The organism is Sorangium sp. So ce128 (assembly GCF_051525245.1).
GTDB classification, from domain to species: Bacteria; Myxococcota_A; Polyangia; order Polyangiales; family Polyangiaceae; genus Sorangium; species Sorangium cellulosum_B.
The window spans coordinates 4,050,551-4,068,898 of sequence record NZ_CP150313.1 but is presented as its reverse complement, the minus strand read 5'-3'; the positions used below and the strand labels follow the sequence as shown (position 1 = coordinate 4,068,898).

The window sequence follows — 18,348 nt, the reverse complement described above, 5'->3', positions numbered from 1 at the left end:
GGCGCTACTACGCAATTATTATTACGTTTTCCCGTGGAGATGAGAGCGGGATCACCCCGCGGCGGGACGGCGGCGCGCTCAGGCGGCGCCCTCGTGCGCGTCGCCGTCCGTGGCGTCCGCGAACACGACGTCCGCCAGCGCTCCGAAGCGCGACTCGACGTAGGCGACGGCGGCGGCGTCGGTCGCCGATCGCTCGAGCCGGTCGAGCAGGGCGGTGATCTCGTCGCGCACGCGCGGCGAGGGCGGCGGCGCCGCGCGGCTCGCGGCGAGGGCGCGGACGACGAGCGAGAGCTGCCGCAGCACGGCGCCCGCGCCGTGGGCGCGCCGGCGCCGCGGGTCGCCCGCGGTGAGGCGGGCGTGGCGCACGAGCGCGCAGACGCCGTGGCAGAGGCTCGGGTCGGCGAGCAGCGCCCGGACCGCCCAGCGCGCGAGGCGGCGCGAGTACAGGCGGCGGACGAGCGGCCCCTCGGCGCGGGCGTCGTGCCAGATGCGCGCGGCGCCGTCCTCGCCGACGGACACCAGCGCGAGCGCGATCGGATCTCCGGCGGCGAGGCAGGCTCGACCGGCGTCGATGCGGCCGTAGCCGTGCTTGGCGTTGTGGCCGTCGCGATCGCGCCCGTCGGGGAGCACGTCCCACGGGTCCGCGATCGGCTCGGCCGACGCGGGCGCCGCGGGAGGCACCGGGGCGAGCGTGCGCATCACGAGGGCGTCGAGCTCGGGCAGGCGGAGCGACGGGTTCTGCGACAGGACGAGGAGCAGCGAGCCCGCGGCGAGGGCCGAGGCCCCGCTCGACTCGGCATGGCAGAGCCGCTCGAGCGCGGGGGTCGCGCTGGACGCGGACGGCAGCGGGCAGCTGATGTCGTCCCCTGGCGCGAGCCACCGCACCGCCGGGCCGCGGTTGGCGAAGGGGCGGCTGCGCCCCCGCCGGTCCCGCCAGAGGAACCACCCGTCGCCGCGGGCGCCCGGGCCGACGCAGAACACGCGCGGGTCGCTCGCGGGCTCGCCGAACCCGAGCGAGAAGCTCGCGTGCAGCGACTCGGGAGGGCTCGAGGCCTCACGGCCCGTGGGGAACACGACAGGGCAGCCCCGGCCGCGGCGCCCGAGGCGGGCGGCGAACTCGAGCGCGTCGTCGAGCATGGGCGTCGTCGAGCCCTCGACGTACGCGGCGCACACAACGACGTCGGCGCCGTCGCTGACCGCCCGGACGATCGCGACCGGCAGGGCGAGGATGCACGATCCAGGCTTCGGGATCAGGTAGAGCCGGGGCGACGCGTCCGGCGCGACGCCGCGGAACCCGCCGGGGCGACGGCCGCCCACGGCCCACGCGACCATGAACGCGCCGTGCGCCTGGCTGCGCGGCGGCTGCTCCATCATGACGAGCACCTCGCGCTCGAGGCCGAGTTCGTCGGCCGTCCACGCGTCGTCGTCGATGACCCCGAGGCGCGTCCCGGCGCCGCCCCCGCAGCGGCGGCGATCGACCCCGATCCCGCCGCCCTCGTCGCGCAGGAACCAGCGGCCGGGGGTGACGGGCTCGTCCTCGACCGACGCGCGGCGCGCGGTCCACCCCTCCGGCCGCGCCGCGGCGCCGGCGGCCGCGTCGAAGCGCGGGGCGACGGCGGCGCTCGGGCGCCGGGCCGACGCGACGTAGCGCACCGGCAGCGCCGCGGCCGAGAGCGCCGCGGCGACGTCGGCGCGCCGCCCGGGGTCGGGGGACCGGGCGCGGAGCCAGAAGATGGGCGTCCGTTCGATGACGCGCTCGACCGCGACGCCAGACCAGCGCGCCCCGAGCGCCGCGGCGACCGCGTCGGGCGCGACGGGGCACCGCGAGGCGACGACGACGTCGAGGGGACCATCGTCGTCGTCGCCGGCGGCGGTGGGGACCGGGGCATAGCCGAAGTCCCACGGCGGGCGCCGCGGGCGCGCCCTGGGCGTGGCGGACGACGCCGGGGGCGGCGCGCTCTTGCGACCGGGCGCCGGACGCGCGCGCGCGGACCCCTCCTCCGGAGAGCCCGCCCCCCCTCGCGCGGCCGCGCCGCGGCCGCGGCTCATGCCAGCACGGCCTTGGCCCAGGCGTTGAGCGCGTGGGCGCGGTTGGCGAAGCCGGGGCTCTCGGCCTCGCACCGAGCGAGCTCCTGGGCTTGCCCCTCCCTCCCCTCCGCCCAGGCCGCGACGCGGCGAGCGCCGAGCACCGCGGCGCGCCGCCGCGCGGCGCGGAAGCACCGGCGCTCGCCGTCGAGCATCGCCGCGAGGACGCCGGACTCGAGGACCATCCGGCGGACGGGGAGCAAGGACGAGGGCGCGTCGGGGGTCGGCGGCTCGCTCTGCGCCTTCGGCGTCACCGCGATCCCCCAGGGCGGCGTGCCGAGCGGTCCGTACGCGACCGCGCCGCGGTGGCGCGGCTCCGAGGCGCGCTCCCGATCGCGCTCCTCGGCCCGGGGCTCTCCGTGCGCGCGCGATCGGAGCTCCGAGGCCAGGACGACGGCCCAGGCGCCGCCGCGCTGGTAGTCGTCCTGCCAGTCCATGACATCGTCGTGGAGCTGCAGCCCGAGCCACACCGACGACAGCAGCCGCGCGAGCACCTCGCGCCGCTCGGCCGTCCAGCCGGCGGCGTGCGCGAGGGCGATCGACGCCGGGAAGCCGACGCTCTGCTTGCCGAGGGAGAGCGCGTAATAGCGGCTGAAGCCGGCGGGCCCGCCGCTCGCGAGGAGGCTGCGCTCGGTCTCGATGGCGAACAGCGTCGCGTCGTCCGCGCGCGCGAAATCGATGGCCGGGTCGTCGACCCCTGGCGCGACGCGGCGGAGCGCCTCGTCGCGCGCCCGCCGAGCGTGCGCCAGGATGGCCTCGAGCTGCCAGGTCGGGCGGACCTGCTTGTCCTTGATGCGATCGGTGCCGAACGCCTCGATGACGGCGAGCAGGTGCGCGAGGAGCGCGTCCTGCACCGTGGCCCCGCGGACGCCCGGCATGGCCTCCGCGAGCAGCGCGGGCGCGGCCAGCGTGATCTCGTTGCTGAACACGGCGCTCCAGGGCACGTCGCGCGACGGCGACAGGCCGAGCGTGTAGGCCAGCCCCTGCGCGTCGGCGTGCAGCATCCCGGGGAGGGTCCGCCAGAACGCCTTGTAGAGCTCGTCCACCCACAGGGCGTCATCCATGCGCGGGCACCTCCCTCGCCCAGCGCGGCGCGCCGGGCTCGGCGCTCGCGGTGCGCGGCGCGCTCCGGGCGCCGGTAGATGGCACCGGGGCAGAGCCGCGCCGGTGAGACGTACGCCGATGGCGGTGCAACCCCGCCTGTCGCCTGCGCCGCGGCATCAATAGACGTTCGACTCCTTCCAGGGCGACAGGCACACGTTGAAGCGCTCCTCGACCACGATCGCGCGCCACTGGAGCACCTGGGAGGCGCTCAGCCCATCGAAGAATCCGCCGATCCAGGAGCGGATGCGGCCGTTGAGCTGCGCGCGGATCCTGGCCGCGTCCACCGGCTCCTCATCTGCCTCGGGCGCGACGACGTAGAGGGCGAGCAGCTGCTTGAACTCGTCGAAGTGCTCCTGGTTTCGGAGCAGGGAGATGTAGAGCGCGCGCAGCTGTGCGTGCGGGTCGATCGAATTCACCGTTTGCATGGGCCTCCGCCGCCGGTCCACCGCCGGCGTCGAACGGCACATTGCACGTCACGGGCCGCCGCGGGCCAGCGTGTAAGCCATTGAAATTACTCGATCGCCAGCGGCGGCCGGAGCGGGGCGATACCCGAAACCGACCATCATCTGCCCGAATCCGACCGCTCCGCTCGACGCGATGTCGCCTTTCCACGGAGGTGGACATAGACATGTCCAGTGCGGCTCGTGCCCGACTCGACACCAGCCGGGATCGCAAAGGACGCACCGGCACAGGCCGTTCATTTCATACGCAGCCGAATCGAGCAGTGGAGCTGGATCACTTCCCGCCGCCGAAGCTCGGGCTGCCCCCCCCGCTCGGAATGAAGATGACGCCGCCGCCGCCCCCACCGCAGTCGCTGAGCGCGATGAGAATGAGGAGGACGACGATCAGGACGACGACGATGACGACGATCCGGCCGGCTCCGGCGCCCGTCCCGTCGCCGAACGAGGGGCTCGGCGGGGGTGGCAGGTGGAAGGCGGCGGCGAGCTCCTTCCCTGGAAGCGGTGAGCAGAACGACACGCTCACCTCGGTCGGGGCCTGCTCGATGCTGACCTTGCCGCCCTCGCCCTGGTACTCCGTGGCCTGCACGGCCTCGCCGATCTCGACCTTCCAGTAGAACTCGCCGATGACGTATTCCACCTCGGCGTGGACGCTCTGCTTGAGCGCATACGTCCGCCCTTGATAGCTCGCCGTCGAGCCCATCGGCTGGACCTCGCCGGGCGAGAGAGGCGTCACGAGCTGCCACGCCCCGTCCTCTTCCATGAGCCACAGGTAGCCAGTGCTCGGTCCGCCGTAGAGCAGGTACTCGCGCCAGCGGTAACGCTCGCCCTCCACGGTGCAGCCGCGGATGACGAAGCCGATGCAGAGCACGCGCATGCCGCGGAGCTGGCCCTCGGCGCCGAGCGGGACGTACGGCTCCATGGGCGGCCTGGGGACCTGGCCGAGCGCGACGAGCGCGCCCTTCGTGAGGTCGCTCGCAGTACCGCAGTACCGGCAGACGATGCGCTCCGTGGTGCCGGGCGCGGCGAGCGGCAGGTTGCCGCCGCAGCTCGGGCACGCGACGGCCGACACCTGCGCCGTGGGCTGGTCCACAGGGGCCCCGGTGTCGAGCTTCATGATGGCCGGGTCGATCTGCCGGCCCAGGTAGAGCTTCGGCGGGATCGTCCGCCCGTCGCCGTAGTCGAGCGTCCCGAACTCGCCCCTCGGCCCCGCGATGTCGACGAAGCCCGTCACCACGCCCGGCGCGGCGACGTGGGGCATCTCTCCTTCGGCCGAGATCACGCGCCGGCGGCCGACCTCGACGACGGTGAACATGCCGTGCCCCTCGAGGTGGACACGGCCGCCCGGCTGGAGGGAGCTCCACTGCGGCAGCCCGTTCAGCGGGAGCGGCGCCTCGGTGGTGGCGTACCAGCGCCCCTGGGCGAACGCGACCCACGTCCAGCGGCCGCTGGCCGGGAACGCGATGAAGATCTCCTGCCAGGGCGCGCCCGGCGCGCTGGCCCGATCGAGCTGGACGCGGCCGTCGACCACGAACGGCTCGTTGCCCCAGCGCCCGGTGACGCCGAGCTGGAGGGGCGTGGGAATCTCGACCAAGTCGGCGACGCGCCCGACGGCGCGGAGGTCCCGATCGGTGCGCGCGACGACGAACTTGCAGTGCTTGCACACCTGCGCCATCGCGCCCGCGAAGCGAAACGTGATCGGCGCGCCGCAGGAGGGGCACGCGGCTGCTCGGTCGAAGGGCGTGCTCACGCGAGCACCATACTAGAAGCCTCGACGACGAAAGAGGAAGCGTTTCAGGTGCGCCGGCGAGCCCGAACAGGCTGTGGTCCAGCGCGAGCGGTGCTAGGACCGCGCCGATGCCGGCCACCGAGGAGAGCCCTGCGGGAGCTCGGGGCGCCCCTCCCGGGGACGCCCCGGCGCCCTTCCCCGCGGCGCAGCCGCTGCCCCGGCTCGTGCACCCGGCGCTCCTCGCGAGCGTGTTCGTCATCGCCACGTCGGGGCTCGTCTACGAGCTCATCACCGGCACGCTCGCGAGCTACGTCCTCGGCGACTCGGTGACGCAGTTCAGCTTCGTCATCGGCCTCTACCTGTTCGCGATGGGGATCGGCTCGTACCTCTCCCAGTACATCGAGAGCCGGCTCCTCGAGCGCTTCGTCGAGATCGAGCTCGGCCTCGCGCTCGTCGGCGGGCTCTCCGCGCCGATGCTCTTCCGGGTCTACACCGCGCTCGGGTCGTTCCGCGCGCTGCTCTACTCGCTCGTGCTGCTCATCGGGATGCTCGTGGGGCTAGAGATCCCGCTGCTCATCCGGCTGCTCAACTTCTCGCTGGATCTCAAGCGGCTCGTCGCGCGCGTGCTCACGCTCGACTACATCGGCGCGCTGGCCGCGAGCCTGCTCTTCCCCTCGCTCCTCTTGCCGCGCCTCGGGATCCACCAGACGAGCCTGTTCTTCGGCGTGCTCAACGCGGCCGTCGCGCTCACGAGCACGTTCCTGTTCCCGCTCGATCGCGCCGTCGTCGTCCGGCTGCGGGCGCTCTGCCTGATCGTGATCGCCGGGCTCGGGGTCGCCTTCGCGCTCGTCTCGCGGTTCGTCGAGCGCTCGGAGGCGCTCTATTTCGGGGCGCCCATCGTCTACGCGGCGCAGTCGCCGTACCAGCGCCTCGTCATCACGAGGAGCCCGCGCACGACGCGCCTCTTCCTCAACGGCAACCTCCAGTTCTCGTCGGACGACGAGCATCGGTACCACGAGGTGCTCGTGCACCCGGCCGTCGCCGCGCTGGGGCGCGAGCCGCGGCGCGCGCTGATCCTCGGCGGCGGCGACGGGCTCGCCGCGCGCGAGCTGCTCCGTTACCCGTCGGTCGAGCAGATCCTGCTCGTCGACCTCGACGGCGCGGTCACCGGCGCCTTCCGCGATCTGCCGCTCGCCGCGGACCTGAACCAGGGCTCGCTGCGCGACCCGCGCGTGGCCGTCCGCAACGAGGACGCGTTCAAGTACCTCGAGGAGTCGACCGAGTCGTTCGATCTCGCGATCGTCGACTTCCCCGATCCCGGCAACTACGCCGTCGGCAAGCTGTACACCGACGCCTTCTATCACCTGCTCCGGCAGCGGCTCTCCGTGCGCGGGCTCGCCGTCGTCCAGGCGACGTCGCCCCACTACGCGCGCGAGTCGTTCTGGTGCGTCGTGACGACGCTCGAGGCGGCCGGCTTCAAGACCGCGCCGCTCCACGTCTACGTGCCGAGCTTCGGCGAGTGGGGCTTCATCCTGGCGGGCGGCGAGGGGCTCGCCGCGCCCGGCGCCCTCCGGATCGATCCGTCGAGGATCCGCTACCTCGACTCGAGCGGCCTGCCGGAGCTCTTCCGGTTCCCCCGCGATCTGGGCCGCGTCGAGGCGCCGATCAACCGGCTGAACGACCAGAAGCTCGTCTCCGTGTACACGCGCGAGTGGGCCGAGTGGACCCGGTGATCCGGTGAACCGCCGCGGCTTCCTGAGCTCCGTGGCCGCCGGCTGGGCCGTGCACACGGCCTCGCCGGGGCGCGCGCCGCTCGCCGGCGAGATCGTCGGCGCGGCCCACGGCGCGGGCCACCTGCTCCGCGGCGGCCCGCTGCCCGCGGCGAGCGGCCCCGCCGAGCGCGCGGACGTCGTGATCGTCGGCGGCGGGGTGAGCGGGTTGTCGGCCGCGTGGCGGCTCGCCGGCGCCGGGCTCGATCTGCGCGTCCTCGAGCTCGAGCCGAGGCCGGGCGGCACGAGCGCGTGGGGCGACGACGGCGTCGTGCCGTACCCGTGGGGCGCGCACTACCTCGCCGCGCCGAACGTCGAGGCGCGCGCGACGCTGCGGCTGCTCGAGCAGATGGGCGTCGTCACCGGGTGGGACGCGGCGGGGCGCCCCATGTTCGATCCGCGGCGGCTGTGCCACGCGCCGGGCGAGCGGCTGTTCTACGAGGGCGCGTGGCACAGCGGCCTCGCGCCGGTCGACGCGCTCTCGAGCGAGGCGCTGGACGAGCTCGAGAGGTTCCACGCGCTCGAGGAGGAGCTCACGGAGCTCACCGGCAGCGACGGGCGCCCGGCGTTTCAGATCCCGCTCGATCGCTCCTCCCGCGACCCCGAGCTCCTCCAGCTCGACCGGATGAGCATGGCGGAGTGGCTCGATCGCGAGGGGTACCGCACGCCGTTCCTGCGCTGGTACGTGCGCTACGCGATGCTCGACGACTTCGGCGGCGCGCTCGAGGAGATCTCGGCCTGGGCCGGGCTGCACTACTTCGCGGGGCGCAAGGCGCGCGCGCCCGAGCTCGCGGGCAGCCGCTATCTCGTCTGGCCCGAGGGCAACGGCCGGCTCGTGAAGGCGCTGCTCGAGCGCGCGGCGCCGCGCGTGTCCCTCGGCGCGCTCGTCACGTCGGTGCGCCCGCAGCCGAGCGGCCGCGTCGAAATCGACTACGTCGACCTGCAGCGCGGCGAGGCGCGCCGCGTCGAGGCCCGCGCGGCGATCCTCGCGGCGCCGGCGTTCGTCGTGCGCCGGATCTTCGCGGGGAGCGCGGCGGGCGAGCTGCCGGAGCGGGTCGCGTCGGCGTGGCTCGTGGCGAACCTGCACGTCGAAAGGCCCATCGATCCCAACCACGCGTGGGATTCCGTCCTCTACGGCGCGGAGGGGCTCGGCTACGTCGACGCGCGCCACCAGCTCACCGACCTCGCGGCGGCGACGACACAGCGGTCGCGCCTCGCGACGCCGGTGCAACGCACCGTGCTGACCTACTACCGCGCCTTCGGCGGGCCGGACGTCGCCGCCGCGCGCGCGGCGCTGCTCCGCGCGCCGTGGGCGTCGCTCGCCGACGGCGTGCTGCGCGATCTCGCGCCGGCGCACCCGCACCTGCGCGACGACGTCGAGCGGATGGACATCATGATCTGGGGGCACGCGATGCCGCGCCCGCGCCCCGGCTTCCTCGGCCCGCGGCCGTTCGAGCCGCGCTGCGCGCTGTCCGAGCGCGTCGCCTGGGCCCACGTCGATCAGCCGGGGATGGCGCTCTTCGAGGAGGCGCACGCGTGCGGCGTGCGCGCCGCCGAGACGATCGCGGCCTCGGCGGGGATCGCGATCGGCGAGAGCTGGCTCTGAGCTCGAGCGCCCGTCGCCTCGGCGCGCGCCGCGCGGCGGGGAGCCCCACGTCCTCTCCCATCTTTCAAGAGCAAAGTGCGTCCGGCGAGCGAGCGCCTCCGGAAGGGTCCTCTACCCCTGCCGCCGGCCGCTTCCAGCGGCCATGGAGCGGCCGCTGTGGGAGATCAGGCCCAGGATTTCAGCTTTGCCCTCGCCTTGAACTTGCGCTGCCCCCCTGCTCCGCGTCTACTCTCTGCCCATGTTGCGGACCCGGTTTGCCGGGATGACGGATACCGGGCTCCTCCGGGACCACAATGAGGACAACCTCCTCGTCAGCGAGGAGTACCGTGTCGTGGCCGTGGCGGATGGAATGGGCGGACATCGCTCGGGCGACGTTGCGAGCCAGCTTGCCGTGAACACCCTCTCGGACTTCTTGTCCGTGACGGTCGGGAGGGACGCCACCTGGCCCTTCCCAGCCGATCCGAACCTGACCGAGGAGGAGAACTACGTCGTCACCGGCCTCAGGCTGGCGAACCGGCGCATCTTCGATCGCTCGCTGAAGACGCTCGCCGACTTCGGCATGGGCACGACGATCGTGGCGGCGATGTTCTCCAAGGACGCCGAGCACGTGACGGTGGGTCACGTCGGGGACAGCCGCTGCTATCGCCTGCGCGACAGCCAGATCACGCAGCTCACCCGTGACCACTCGCTCGTCAGCGACGCGGCGCACATGGCGCCGTGGATGACCGAGGAGGAGGTCCGGCAGCTGCCGGCCAACGTCATCACGCGCGCGCTCGGCATCCGCGAGGACGTCCTCGTCGATCTCGTGACGGACGAGACGCGGCACGGTGACGTGTACCTCCTCTGCTCGGACGGCCTGTCGGGGCTGGTGAGCGACGATCAGATCCTCGAGCTCGTGATGTCCAGCGGCTCGCTGGACGCTGCGTGCAAGGCGCTCATCGATCGGGCGAACTACTTCGGCGGCACCGACAACATCACGGTCGTCCTCGCCCGCGTCGAAGAGGTGCCCGACGGCAAGCGCCCCTTCAACGACGAGCCCACCCAGGAAAGCCGCTAGCCCGCGCTCCGCGCCGCTCTGCTCTACGGTCGCGTCGCGCGCGAGCACCCGACACCGACGCCGCGCAGGCCTCACCTCCTGCGCGGTGCGCTCTCGCCCGGAGCAGCGAGCGATCCCCCTCGGGCCGGGCAGCTCGGCGCGACGATCGCGTCGAGCGCAGCGCCACCATCACCCGCGCGCGCACGACGCCGCGGACGCCCCGCGCCGATGCGTCGGCTACAGGACGAAGTGATCCATGAGCTGAAGGACCTCCAGGTTCAGCCCCTTCAGCGCGGCGCACTCTCGCTCTACCTCGGCCTGGAAGACCGGCTTGATGTGGTAGAGCATCGTCGGCAGATCCCTCGGCGCGCGGAACTTCTGGAGCTCGAGGGCGAGCGTCTGCGGCGTGTGGTGGCCGCTCACGGTGGCGAGGCGCTGCTCCCGGTTGGGGAAGCTGACCTCCATCAGCAGCGCGCGGAGGTCCTGCTGCTGGTTCAGCACCTCCCACAGCCGCTCCGTGGGCCCGGTGTCGCCGCTGTACGCGATCGCGCCGCCGTCCCCTTCGATCACGAACGCCGATGCGTCGATCGTGTGCGTCACGTGGACCGCGCGCACGAGCCGCCCGGCGACCGGCGTGGGGCGCTCCGGCTTGAGCTCGAGGTACTGGATGGTCGGCTGCCCGGCGCTCGGGATCACCGCGAAATCGGGCCAGAGCACGTTGTTGAAGAAGTGCTTCTTGAGCGTGCGCAGCGTCTCGCGCGTGCCCGCGATCACGAGCGGCGGGCACCCGAGCTGGCAACGGTTGTCCGCGATCGTGGCCAGGTCGCGGATGTGATCGAGGTGCGCGTGGCTCACCAGGCACGCCTCGATGCGCGCCTGGTCCTTCACCTCGAGCCCGCTGGTCAGCGAGCCGGCGTCGATCGCGAGGATGTCGTCCACGACGAACGCGCACGTGCGATGCCTGGGGGTCTCCCCGCCGTGGCAGCCGATGACACGCAGCTCCACTGGTTCAGCTCTCTCCGCCGAACTTCTGCGGCATGTCCAGGAACTCGATGAAATCCCGGAACCTGCGCATGTCGGTCACCATGATCGCCGCGGGTCCAGGCGGCCCGTACGAGAGGAGCTTCAGCCGGCGGAGCCGCTTCATCACCTCGTCCACCGTCTCTTGCTCGACGTCGACCTCGCGCGCGATGTCCTCGGGAGAGGAGCGGACGCGTATGCCTTCAGGCGTCTCCTCCCCGAAGGCCTCGGCGTGGCGCGCGAGCGCCAGCATCACGCGCGCCTTCGGGTCACGGTGCATGAGGATCTCGACGAGCGAGTTCGCCGCGTCGAGCCGCTTCGCCAGCTTCTTGAGGAGACGGAGCGCTATCTCGACGTCGCGCTGCAGCATGACCTCCAGCTTCCGCGCGTCGATCACGAGGCAGCGGGACGGCTCGCTCACGGTGGCCGTCGCGTTCCGGGGCTTGCCGTTCAAGATCGCCATCTCGCCGACGAACTCGCCGGGCCCGAACACCGCGAGCACCTTGTCCTCGCCGGCAACCGACTTCGTGATCCGCACGGCGCCCGACTGGATGACGAACATGACGTCGCCGGAGTCACCCTCACGAAAGAGCACGTCGCCCGGCACATACTCGCGGCCATAGCGGGCGAACGACGACTCCGACATTGCCCGGGAGTCTAGCGCCCCACGTGACCGCGGGTCAAAAACCCGGGCAAGAGCGCTGGCGCTCACAAAACGCGAGGGGCCCCCCAAGCCAGCATGCTTTGGAGGACCCCTCGGCCCGCTTCGTCGGGGCAGCGCGCTCGGCGGGCCGGCGCCGCACGGAGGCGGCGGCAGCCCGAGAGCGGCGCGGACAGGCGATCAACCCATGTCGAAGTCGCCCATGCCGCCCATGCCGCCCATGCCGCCCATACCCCCCATGCCGCCCATGCCGCCCATGCCGCCGGGAGCCCCGCCGGCCGCGGCCTTCTCCTTCTTGGGCTTCTCGGCGACGAGGGCCTCGGTCGTGAGCATCAGCGCGGCGACGCTGGCCGCGTTGGAGAGCGCGTGCCGCACGACCTTGGCCGGATCGATGACGCCTCCGGCGAGCAGGTCCTCGTACGAGTCGGTCGCGGCGTTGTAGCCGAACGTCGGCGCGCCCGACCGGACCTTCTCCGCGACCACCGTCCCGTCGACCCCCGCGTTCTGGGCGATCTGGCGGAGCGGCGCCTCGACGGCGCGGCGCACGAGCCGCACGCCGACGTCGCGCTCGTCGTTGAACTTGAGCGACTCCAGCGAGGCGGCAGCCCGGAAGAGGGCCACGCCGCCGCCGACCACGATGCCTTCCTCGACGGCGGCGCGGGTCGCGTGCAGCGCGTCCTCGACGCGCGCCTTCTTCTCCTTCATCTCGGTCTCGGTCGCCGCGCCGACCTTCACCACCGCGACGCCGCCGGCGAGCTTCGCGAGCCGCTCCTGGAGCTTCTCGCGATCGTAGTCGCTCGTCGTGTCCGCGATCTGCTTGCGGATCGCCTCGATGCGGCCCTTGATGGCGCCCTTGTCGCCCTGGCCGTCGACGATGACCGTGTTGTCCTTGTCGATCTCGACCCGCTTGGCCGTCCCGAGGTCGCGCACCGTGGCGCTCTCGAGCTTCTGGCCGAGGTCCTCCATGAACGGCGTCGCGCCCGTGAGGATGGCGATGTCCTTCAGCATGTCCTTGCGGCGATCGCCGAAGCCGGGCGCCTTCACGGCGGCGACCTTGATCGTGCCGCGCAGCTTGTTCACGACGAGCGTGGCGAGCGCCTCACCCTCGATGTCCTCGGAGAGGATGAGCAGCTCGCGCCCCTGCTTCACCACCTGCTCGAGCAGCGGCAGGAGGTCGGCCATGGCCGAGATCTTCTTCTCGTGCACGAGGATGAGCGGGTTCGTGAGCACCGCGGTCATCTTCTCGGGGTCGGTCACGAAGTAGGGCGAGAGGTAGCCGCGGTCGAACTGCATGCCGTCGACGGTCTCGAGCTCCGTCGTCATGCGCTTGTTCTCCTCGACCGTGATCACGCCCTCCTTGCCGACCTTCTCCATGGCGTCGGCGAGGATCTGGCCGATCTCCTTGTCGCCGTTGGCGCTGACCGTGGCGACCTGGGCGATCTGGTCCTTGTCCTTGGTCGGCTTGGCGGCCTTCTGCACGGCCTCGATGACCTTCGCGACCGCCGCGTCGATGCCGCGCTTCAGATCCATCGGGTTGTGGCCGGCCTCGACGAGCTTGAGGCCCTCGCCGAAGATCGCCTGCGCCAGCACCGTCGCCGTCGTCGTGCCGTCGCCGGCCTTGTCGCTGGTCTTCGAGGCGACCTCGCGCACCATCTGGGCGCCCATGTTCTCGAGCTTGCCGGCGAGCTCGACCTCCTTGGCGACCGTGACGCCGTCCTTCGTCACGACCGGGGAGCCCCAGCTCTTCTCGATGACGACGTTCCGCCCCTTCGGCCCGAGGGTCACCTTGACCGCATCGGCGAGCGTGTTCACGCCCTTGAGGATCGCGGCGCGGGCGCCGCGGCTAAAAACGATCTGCTTCGCAGCCATCTATCAATCCCCTCGCGGCCGCGCGGCCGCGTGTACGAACGCTTGCGTTCGGTTGCCTCGGACCTGGTTCACGTCGCGGCGGACTCGGTCACGGCGAGCACGTCGTCCTCGCGGATGAGCACGTGCTCCTCGCCGTCGAGCTTCACCTCGGTGCCGCTGTACTTGCCGAACAGCACCTTGTCCCCGACCTTCACATCGAGCGGGCGAACCTTGCCGTCCTTCAGGACCTTGCCGTTGCCCACCGCGACGACGCGCCCCTCGATCGGCTTCTCCTTCGCGGCGTCGGGGATGATGATGCCCCCCTTGGTCTTCGTCTCGCTCTCGACGCGCTTGACGACAATCCGATCCTGCAGCGGCCTGATTTTCATGCTGGCTCCCTCGTCCTCGGCTTGTTGACTGACCATCGGCTCGCCGGAGGTCCCGTTCGCCCCCCCGCTGGGGCGTTCCGCCCGCGCGACGAGAGCTAAGTGCCCGAGATCTCAGTGTCTTGGCACTCTCCTAGGCCGGTGGCTAAACCGCGGGCGAAAGTAAATCAGTCACCCGGCGCGTCAAGGGCACGCAGCAGGGAGCCGCGACTTTTCCGGGGGCCGAGAGTCCCGAGCGGCGAAGCCGAGATGTCTGGAGAAGCGACGGCGAGGGCGCGGTCGCGACATCGTGGAGCCTCCTCAGGGACGAGCCCCCTCCGACAGCGCGGAAACAATCTGGACGGATCATGGCGAGAGCGCGGCGACAGCAGCGCGACGAGCGACGAGCGACGAGCGACGAGCGACGACAACGGACGGCATGCAACGAGGACGGAGCGGGTTGAGCGAAGGGTTGAGCAGGGGGAGGCCTTGCTCAACCCGCGAAGCGCCAGAACCACGCGAAATATGGGCGATTTTTGGCGGCGGGCATTTTTCTTTGGCGGGTCCGATTTTGGTCGCTTGACAATCCAGGCAGCCCGAGTAGATTCCGCGGCCCGTGGCGCTGATGAACACGGCGCTGACCCCTTGGGGGATCGTCTAACGGCAGGACGCAAGATTCTGGCTCTTGCTATCAAGGTTCGAATCCTTGTCCCCCAGCCAGGCCGCTCAGCTCTGCTGTCGGTCTTCTCCACAGAACAAGGTCCCATCGTCTAGCGGTTAGGACATCGGCCTCTCACGCCGGTAACGCGGGTTCGATTCCCGCTGGGATCGCCACTTCTCCTCCCTCGCCTCGTTCCCTGCTGCTTCCGTCTGATTTCGTGCGTCGAGCACGGCGCGAAGCGCAGCGTCATCTGACGAGCGCGAGCACGCAGCTCAGCGAAGACGTCCTGCTCCGTTCACGTTGCGCTACCCTCTAGCGCATGGCGGCGCAGGACGAAGAGGAGCTCTTCGACATCCTCGATGACGGGGGCCGGTCGCTCGGCGTGCGCAAGGCGCGCAGGCTCGTTCACCGCGACGGCGACTGGCACCGGAGCGTTCACGTGTGGGTGCTCCTCGAGCGGGGGCCCGATGGCCTGGAGCCGGACAGCGGCCAGAGCGCCGCGGAGCCCTGGGTGCTCTTCCAGCAGCGCAGCTCCGACAAGGACACCTGGCCCGGCGCGCTCGAGGTCGCCGTGTCGGGGCACTACCGCGCCGGAGAGGATCTCGCGGGGGCGCTGCGCGAGGCGGAGGAGGAGATCGGCCTGCCGCTCGCGCCGCGCGACGTGGTCCGGCTCGGCACGCGCCGCAGCCAGGACGATCACGCGCCGGGCATCGTCGATCGCGAGCTGCAGGACGTGCTGCTCGCGATGACCCGACACGCGCTCGCGGAGCTGCGTCCCGATCCGCGCGAGGTGACCGCGCTGCTGTCGCTCCCGCTCGGCGCGGCGCTGCGCCTCGTTCGAGGCGAGGTGCCCCACGCGAGCGGCCTCGTGCGGCGGCCGCCGGACGCCGCGGGCGCCGTGAAGGTCGAGCCGCGCGACGTGCGGCTCGATGAGTTCGTGGTCGCGCGCGACGGCTATTTCGAGCGCGCGCTCGACACGATCCGCCGGCGCCTCGCGGGCGAGGCGCCGGCCCCATGGCTCCTCGGCTAGGACGGCGGCGCTTTCTCCTCGCGCCCGTGCTGTCAGCCTGAGCCGCGGCGGCCGTCGGCCGGCCGCCGGGGCTTCTCGGGGGGCACCGCCGACGCGACGAGGAACCCTTCGGCGCGGTGCAGGGCGAGCCCGCAACGCGCGTTCATGCGCTTGGCGATCTCGTCGCCGGCCCTGACGAGCGCGTAGAACCACCGGATCCCGAAGCGATCGTGCCCTTCCCGGAGCGCCGCGGCCTGCAGGGGGGCCCCGAGCCCCCGCCCGCGGTGGTCCTCGCGCAGAGAGGTGCAGATCGGCATGGCCGTCCACGAGGGCGCCTCGCCCACATCGGAGATCCAGAGCGGCGGGGCGCCCAGCAGCCCGAGCTGGGCGAGCGCCTCGCGCCCGCCGATCTCGGCAGGCTGTGGCCGCGTCATGACGCACAGGGTGGCGCAGCCGATCAACGCCCCCGCGCCGTCGCGCAGCGCGAGCGTCAAGGAGCGCCCCTCGCCGCCGCGCAGGTACCACCCCGGGAGCGGCGCGTGGCCGCTCTCGGCCTGAAGCTCCTGGATCGCGCGGATCGACGCCTCGTCGTCGTCCGGCGACACCCTGGACAGGCGCAGGCCCGGCGGGAATGTGCGAAACCGGCTGAGCCCCTGCACGGCGGCGCGCACCTCGCCGGCCGGGGCGCCCATCACCGAGAGGTCCTCGTCCACGGAGAGCCCCGCCTGGCGCAGCGACGCCGAGAGCGCGGCGAGCTCCGGCCGGGGGGCGTGCAGGATCACGCGCTCGAAGCAGCGCACGAGCGCCTCGCGCCGCTCCGGCGGCGTCCGCTGGGCGTGCAGCAGGATGAGCGAGCGACCGTCGGTGGTGATGCCGTCCTGCTCGCCGATCCAGTCCCGGGCGGCGTACAGGATCCGCTGAGCACGGTAGTCCGCGGCTTCACCGAAACAACCCGGTCCGTCCGCAGGACCGGGGCGGCGCTGCTGCGGGGCGTCGTCGCGATCGAGGTCGAAGGCAAGCATCATGGCGGCATCCCTCCTGTCGAGAAGCAACGGCGGCTTCCACGCATGGCGGCCCCTCGAGGAGCCGCCACCCGGCGCGGGACGCCCGCGCCCAGCGCCCGAGCGAGCCCCTGCCGCGCCGCGCAGGTCCACCGGCGAGATGGCCTGACACGGCGGTGCGCGAATGCGGGAGAACTCCGCTCCACCAGCGGCTGTCCAGCCCGCGTGTCGAGACTTCAACTTATCCCTGCTCGGCGATCGTGCAAGCGGCGACATGCCATGATCCGGGCAGCGCTCCAGCTGGGACACGCACGCTCATGCATGCTTACAAGCAATCGGAATCACTAATGAATCAGGCCAACATCCACTGTCGACCTCAAGGCACATCGCCGCCCGACGGGGCCGCGGCATGGACATAGAACGACCTAGCCTGGAGAGACCCATGGCCCCGGGCACCCGCGCGTCGGGGGCGGACCGGCGAGGCGCGTCGGACCAGGGTGCTCGCTCGCGGTGACCTTCGGCGGTTGAGGACGATCGCGCGCCCTGGTAGGTTGGCGTCCAGTATTGCGCGATGACCACCGCCCTTGTCACCGACCCCGACGACGACGCGCCCGTGACGCCCCGCCCGTTTCTCAAATGGGCGGGCGGCAAGGGCCAGCTGCTCCGGCAGTTCCAGCCGCTCCTCCCCGCGTCCTACGGGCGCTACTTCGAGCCCTTCATGGGGGGGGCCGCGCTCTTCTTCTGCCTGCAGCCGAAGCGCGCGACGCTGACGGACGTCAACGCCGAGCTCATCGACTGCTACCGGGCGGTGCGCGATCGGGTCGACGAGGTGATCGCCGCGCTGGGCAGCCACGCCTACGAGGAGGCGCACTACTACAAGGTTCGCGACGTCGATCCCGCCTCGCTCACGCTGCCCGAGCGCGCCGCGCGGACCATCTTCCTGAACAAGACGGGGTTCAACGGGCTCTACCGGGTCAACAGCGCCGGCCGGTTCAACGTGCCTTTCGGCCGCTACGTCAAGCCGTCCATCTGCAACCCGCCCCAGCTGCGGGCCTGCTCGGCGGCGCTGCAGGGCGTCGAGATCGAGGTCCGCGACTTCGAGCGCGTGCTCGATCACGCCCAAGAAGGCGACTTCGTGTACCTGGACCCGCCGTACTCGCCGGTCTCGTCGACCGCGAACTTCACGTCCTACAGCGCGGGCGGCTTCGGCTTCCGCGACCAGGAGCGCCTCGCCGCCCTCTTCGCGGAGCTCGACGGGCGAGGCGTCCAGGTGATGCTCTCGAACTCCGATGTTCCGGAGATCCCGCCGCTCTACAAGCGGTTCAAGATCGACCGCGTCGCGGCGCTCCGGAGCATCAACGCGAAGAGCGACGCCAGAGGCCGCGTGGGGGAGATCGTGATCCGGAACTACGGGGCCAGGCGGAGCCGCAAGGCGGCGCCCGCAGACAAGGCGGGCTGAGCCCGGCGCCGCCGCGCGGCGCGCGGCTCAATCGACGGTCTTCCCCTCGCGCTTCTCCGGATCGGGGGCCGCGCGCTCCTCGGCGTACGCCATCGCCACCTCGATCTCCTCGTGGATCTCGCGCGAGGTGACCTTGTTCCCCGAGGGATCGACGGCCTCCCACACGAAGCCGCGGACCTCACCCGGGCGCTCGGGTATCCAGCGGACCCGCAAGGTCCAGCCGTGCAGCTCGGCCGTATAACCACCTTCCTCGTGATCCCGCTGCCATGCAGAGACGGTCGGGTGCTTCACCATCGCGATGTCTCCGCCGCAGAAGGTCGAGAGGACAGAAGAACTGTTCCCGAATGGCCGCGCTCCCCCCCCGAGCAACGCCGCCGTCCGGGAACACGGGGAAGATAGCAGGCGCCCGGCGCGCGGCGATCAGGCAGGCGTGTGTTCCTCATGCGGATGCACCTTACCCGAATCCCAGCGCGCGCCGAAAGGTCCTCCCCTTCCGATGGGGCCGTCGGCGCGAGCAGCGTGAACAGCACAGGCATC

At 71.9% G+C, this 18,348-nt stretch carries 15 protein-coding genes and 2 tRNA genes; 7 read left to right on the top strand and 10 right to left on the bottom strand.

From position 1 onward, the window contains the following. Positions 1–78 precede the first annotated feature (78 nt). The 4 genes from WME82_RS15670 to WME82_RS15655 all read right to left on the bottom strand — a co-directional run bounded on the left by WME82_RS15670 (position 79) and on the right by WME82_RS15655 (position 5,397). The gene (locus tag WME82_RS15670) at positions 79–2,049 is read right to left on the bottom strand and encodes a S8/S53 family peptidase (RefSeq protein ID WP_437746287.1); all 1,971 of its coding nucleotides are present in this window, start codon (positions 2,047–2,049) and stop codon (positions 79–81) included. Continuing rightward, complete coding sequence (locus WME82_RS15665; protein WP_437746286.1) at positions 2,046–3,149, bottom strand: hypothetical protein; 1,104 nt, start codon at positions 3,147–3,149, stop codon at positions 2,046–2,048. The genes WME82_RS15670 and WME82_RS15665 overlap by 4 nt, the downstream gene beginning before the upstream one ends. 156 nt (positions 3,150–3,305) lie before the next feature. Then, positions 3,306–3,614: a hypothetical protein gene (locus WME82_RS15660; protein WP_157906673.1), complete on the bottom strand. Its 309-nt coding sequence runs from the start codon at positions 3,612–3,614 to the stop codon at positions 3,306–3,308. A gap of 310 nt (positions 3,615–3,924) precedes the next feature. Beyond that, positions 3,925–5,397 (bottom strand): DUF4178 domain-containing protein, encoded by a 1,473-nt coding sequence (locus WME82_RS15655; protein ID WP_438043487.1) that lies wholly within the window; start codon positions 5,395–5,397, stop codon positions 3,925–3,927. Between the two features lie 107 nt (positions 5,398–5,504). Here WME82_RS15655 and WME82_RS15650 point away from each other — a divergent pair, with 107 nt between their 5' ends. The 3 genes from WME82_RS15650 (at position 5,505) to WME82_RS15640 (ending at position 9,808) form a co-directional block, all read left to right on the top strand. Continuing rightward, positions 5,505–7,109, top strand: coding sequence for a polyamine aminopropyltransferase (locus WME82_RS15650; protein WP_438043486.1), 1,605 nt, complete (start codon positions 5,505–5,507; stop codon positions 7,107–7,109). A gap of 4 nt (positions 7,110–7,113) precedes the next feature. Further along, positions 7,114–8,751, top strand: coding sequence for an FAD-dependent oxidoreductase (locus tag WME82_RS15645; RefSeq protein ID WP_438043485.1), 1,638 nt, complete (start codon positions 7,114–7,116; stop codon positions 8,749–8,751). A gap of 238 nt (positions 8,752–8,989) precedes the next feature. After that, positions 8,990–9,808, top strand: coding sequence for a PP2C family protein-serine/threonine phosphatase (locus WME82_RS15640; RefSeq protein WP_437746282.1), 819 nt, complete (start codon positions 8,990–8,992; stop codon positions 9,806–9,808). 216 nt (positions 9,809–10,024) lie between these two features. Here the strand turns inward: WME82_RS15640 and WME82_RS15635 are convergent, their stop codons facing one another. The 4 genes from WME82_RS15635 to groES all read right to left on the bottom strand — a co-directional run bounded on the left by WME82_RS15635 (position 10,025) and on the right by groES (position 13,705). Next, entirely contained in the window at positions 10,025–10,792 is a 768-nt protein-coding gene (locus WME82_RS15635) for an MBL fold metallo-hydrolase (RefSeq protein ID WP_437552641.1), read from the bottom strand. A gap of 4 nt (positions 10,793–10,796) precedes the next feature. After that, positions 10,797–11,453 (bottom strand): Crp/Fnr family transcriptional regulator, encoded by a 657-nt coding sequence (locus WME82_RS15630; RefSeq protein WP_437746281.1) that lies wholly within the window; start codon positions 11,451–11,453, stop codon positions 10,797–10,799. A gap of 195 nt (positions 11,454–11,648) precedes the next feature. Then, positions 11,649–13,337 carry a chaperonin GroEL gene (gene groL / locus WME82_RS15625; protein ID WP_438043484.1) on the bottom strand — a complete coding sequence of 563 codons (1,689 nt, stop codon included), beginning with the start codon at positions 13,335–13,337 and terminating at the stop codon, positions 11,649–11,651. A gap of 68 nt (positions 13,338–13,405) precedes the next feature. Continuing rightward, entirely contained in the window at positions 13,406–13,705 is a 300-nt protein-coding gene (gene groES, locus WME82_RS15620) for a co-chaperone GroES (RefSeq protein WP_272097991.1), read from the bottom strand. A gap of 622 nt (positions 13,706–14,327) precedes the next feature. On the opposite strand from groES, the gene WME82_RS15615 reads away from it, so the two are divergent. The 3 genes from WME82_RS15615 (at position 14,328) to WME82_RS15605 (ending at position 15,372) form a co-directional block, all read left to right on the top strand. Beyond that, positions 14,328–14,401 (top strand) — tRNA-Gln (locus WME82_RS15615). 39 nt (positions 14,402–14,440) lie between these two features. Next, a tRNA-Glu gene (locus WME82_RS15610) sits at positions 14,441–14,515 on the top strand. A gap of 146 nt (positions 14,516–14,661) precedes the next feature. Next, complete coding sequence (locus WME82_RS15605) at positions 14,662–15,372, top strand: NUDIX hydrolase (RefSeq protein ID WP_438043483.1); 711 nt, start codon at positions 14,662–14,664, stop codon at positions 15,370–15,372. A 32-nt stretch (positions 15,373–15,404) separates the two neighbouring features. Here WME82_RS15605 and WME82_RS15600 read toward each other — a convergent pair whose 3' ends face one another. Then, positions 15,405–16,376 (bottom strand): hypothetical protein, encoded by a 972-nt coding sequence (locus tag WME82_RS15600; protein ID WP_438043482.1) that lies wholly within the window; start codon positions 16,374–16,376, stop codon positions 15,405–15,407. 547 nt (positions 16,377–16,923) lie between these two features. Here WME82_RS15600 and WME82_RS15595 point away from each other — a divergent pair. Further along, positions 16,924–17,811 (top strand): DNA adenine methylase, encoded by an 888-nt coding sequence (locus WME82_RS15595; RefSeq protein WP_438043481.1) that lies wholly within the window; start codon positions 16,924–16,926, stop codon positions 17,809–17,811. Positions 17,812–17,838: 27 nt separating this feature from the next. Here the strand turns inward: WME82_RS15595 and WME82_RS15590 are convergent, their stop codons facing one another. Next, on the bottom strand, positions 17,839–18,105 hold the full coding sequence (locus tag WME82_RS15590; RefSeq protein ID WP_157906672.1) for a hypothetical protein: 267 nt from the start codon (positions 18,103–18,105) through the stop codon (positions 17,839–17,841). Positions 18,106–18,348 lie beyond the last annotated feature (243 nt).

Bases quoted from the DNA above. Each gene is read 5' to 3' on its own strand.
- WME82_RS15595 (WP_438043481.1), top strand. From the start codon at position 16,924: ATGACCACCGCCCTTGTCACCGACCCCGACGACGACGCGCCCGTGACG.
- groL (WP_438043484.1), bottom strand. From the start codon at position 13,337: ATGGCTGCGAAGCAGATCGTTTTTAGCCGCGGCGCCCGCGCCGCGATC.
- WME82_RS15665 (WP_437746286.1), bottom strand. From the start codon at position 3,149: ATGGATGACGCCCTGTGGGTGGACGAGCTCTACAAGGCGTTCTGGCGG.
- WME82_RS15600 (WP_438043482.1), bottom strand. From the start codon at position 16,376: ATGATGCTTGCCTTCGACCTCGATCGCGACGACGCCCCGCAGCAGCGC.
- WME82_RS15660 (WP_157906673.1), bottom strand. From the start codon at position 3,614: ATGCAAACGGTGAATTCGATCGACCCGCACGCACAGCTGCGCGCGCTC.
- WME82_RS15605 (WP_438043483.1), top strand. From the start codon at position 14,662: ATGGCGGCGCAGGACGAAGAGGAGCTCTTCGACATCCTCGATGACGGG.
- WME82_RS15650 (WP_438043486.1), top strand. From the start codon at position 5,505: ATGCCGGCCACCGAGGAGAGCCCTGCGGGAGCTCGGGGCGCCCCTCCC.
- groES (WP_272097991.1), bottom strand. From the start codon at position 13,705: ATGAAAATCAGGCCGCTGCAGGATCGGATTGTCGTCAAGCGCGTCGAG.
- WME82_RS15640 (WP_437746282.1), top strand. From the start codon at position 8,990: ATGTTGCGGACCCGGTTTGCCGGGATGACGGATACCGGGCTCCTCCGG.
- WME82_RS15670 (WP_437746287.1), bottom strand. From the start codon at position 2,049: ATGAGCCGCGGCCGCGGCGCGGCCGCGCGAGGGGGGGCGGGCTCTCCG.
- WME82_RS15630 (WP_437746281.1), bottom strand. From the start codon at position 11,453: ATGTCGGAGTCGTCGTTCGCCCGCTATGGCCGCGAGTATGTGCCGGGC.
- WME82_RS15590 (WP_157906672.1), bottom strand. From the start codon at position 18,105: ATGGTGAAGCACCCGACCGTCTCTGCATGGCAGCGGGATCACGAGGAA.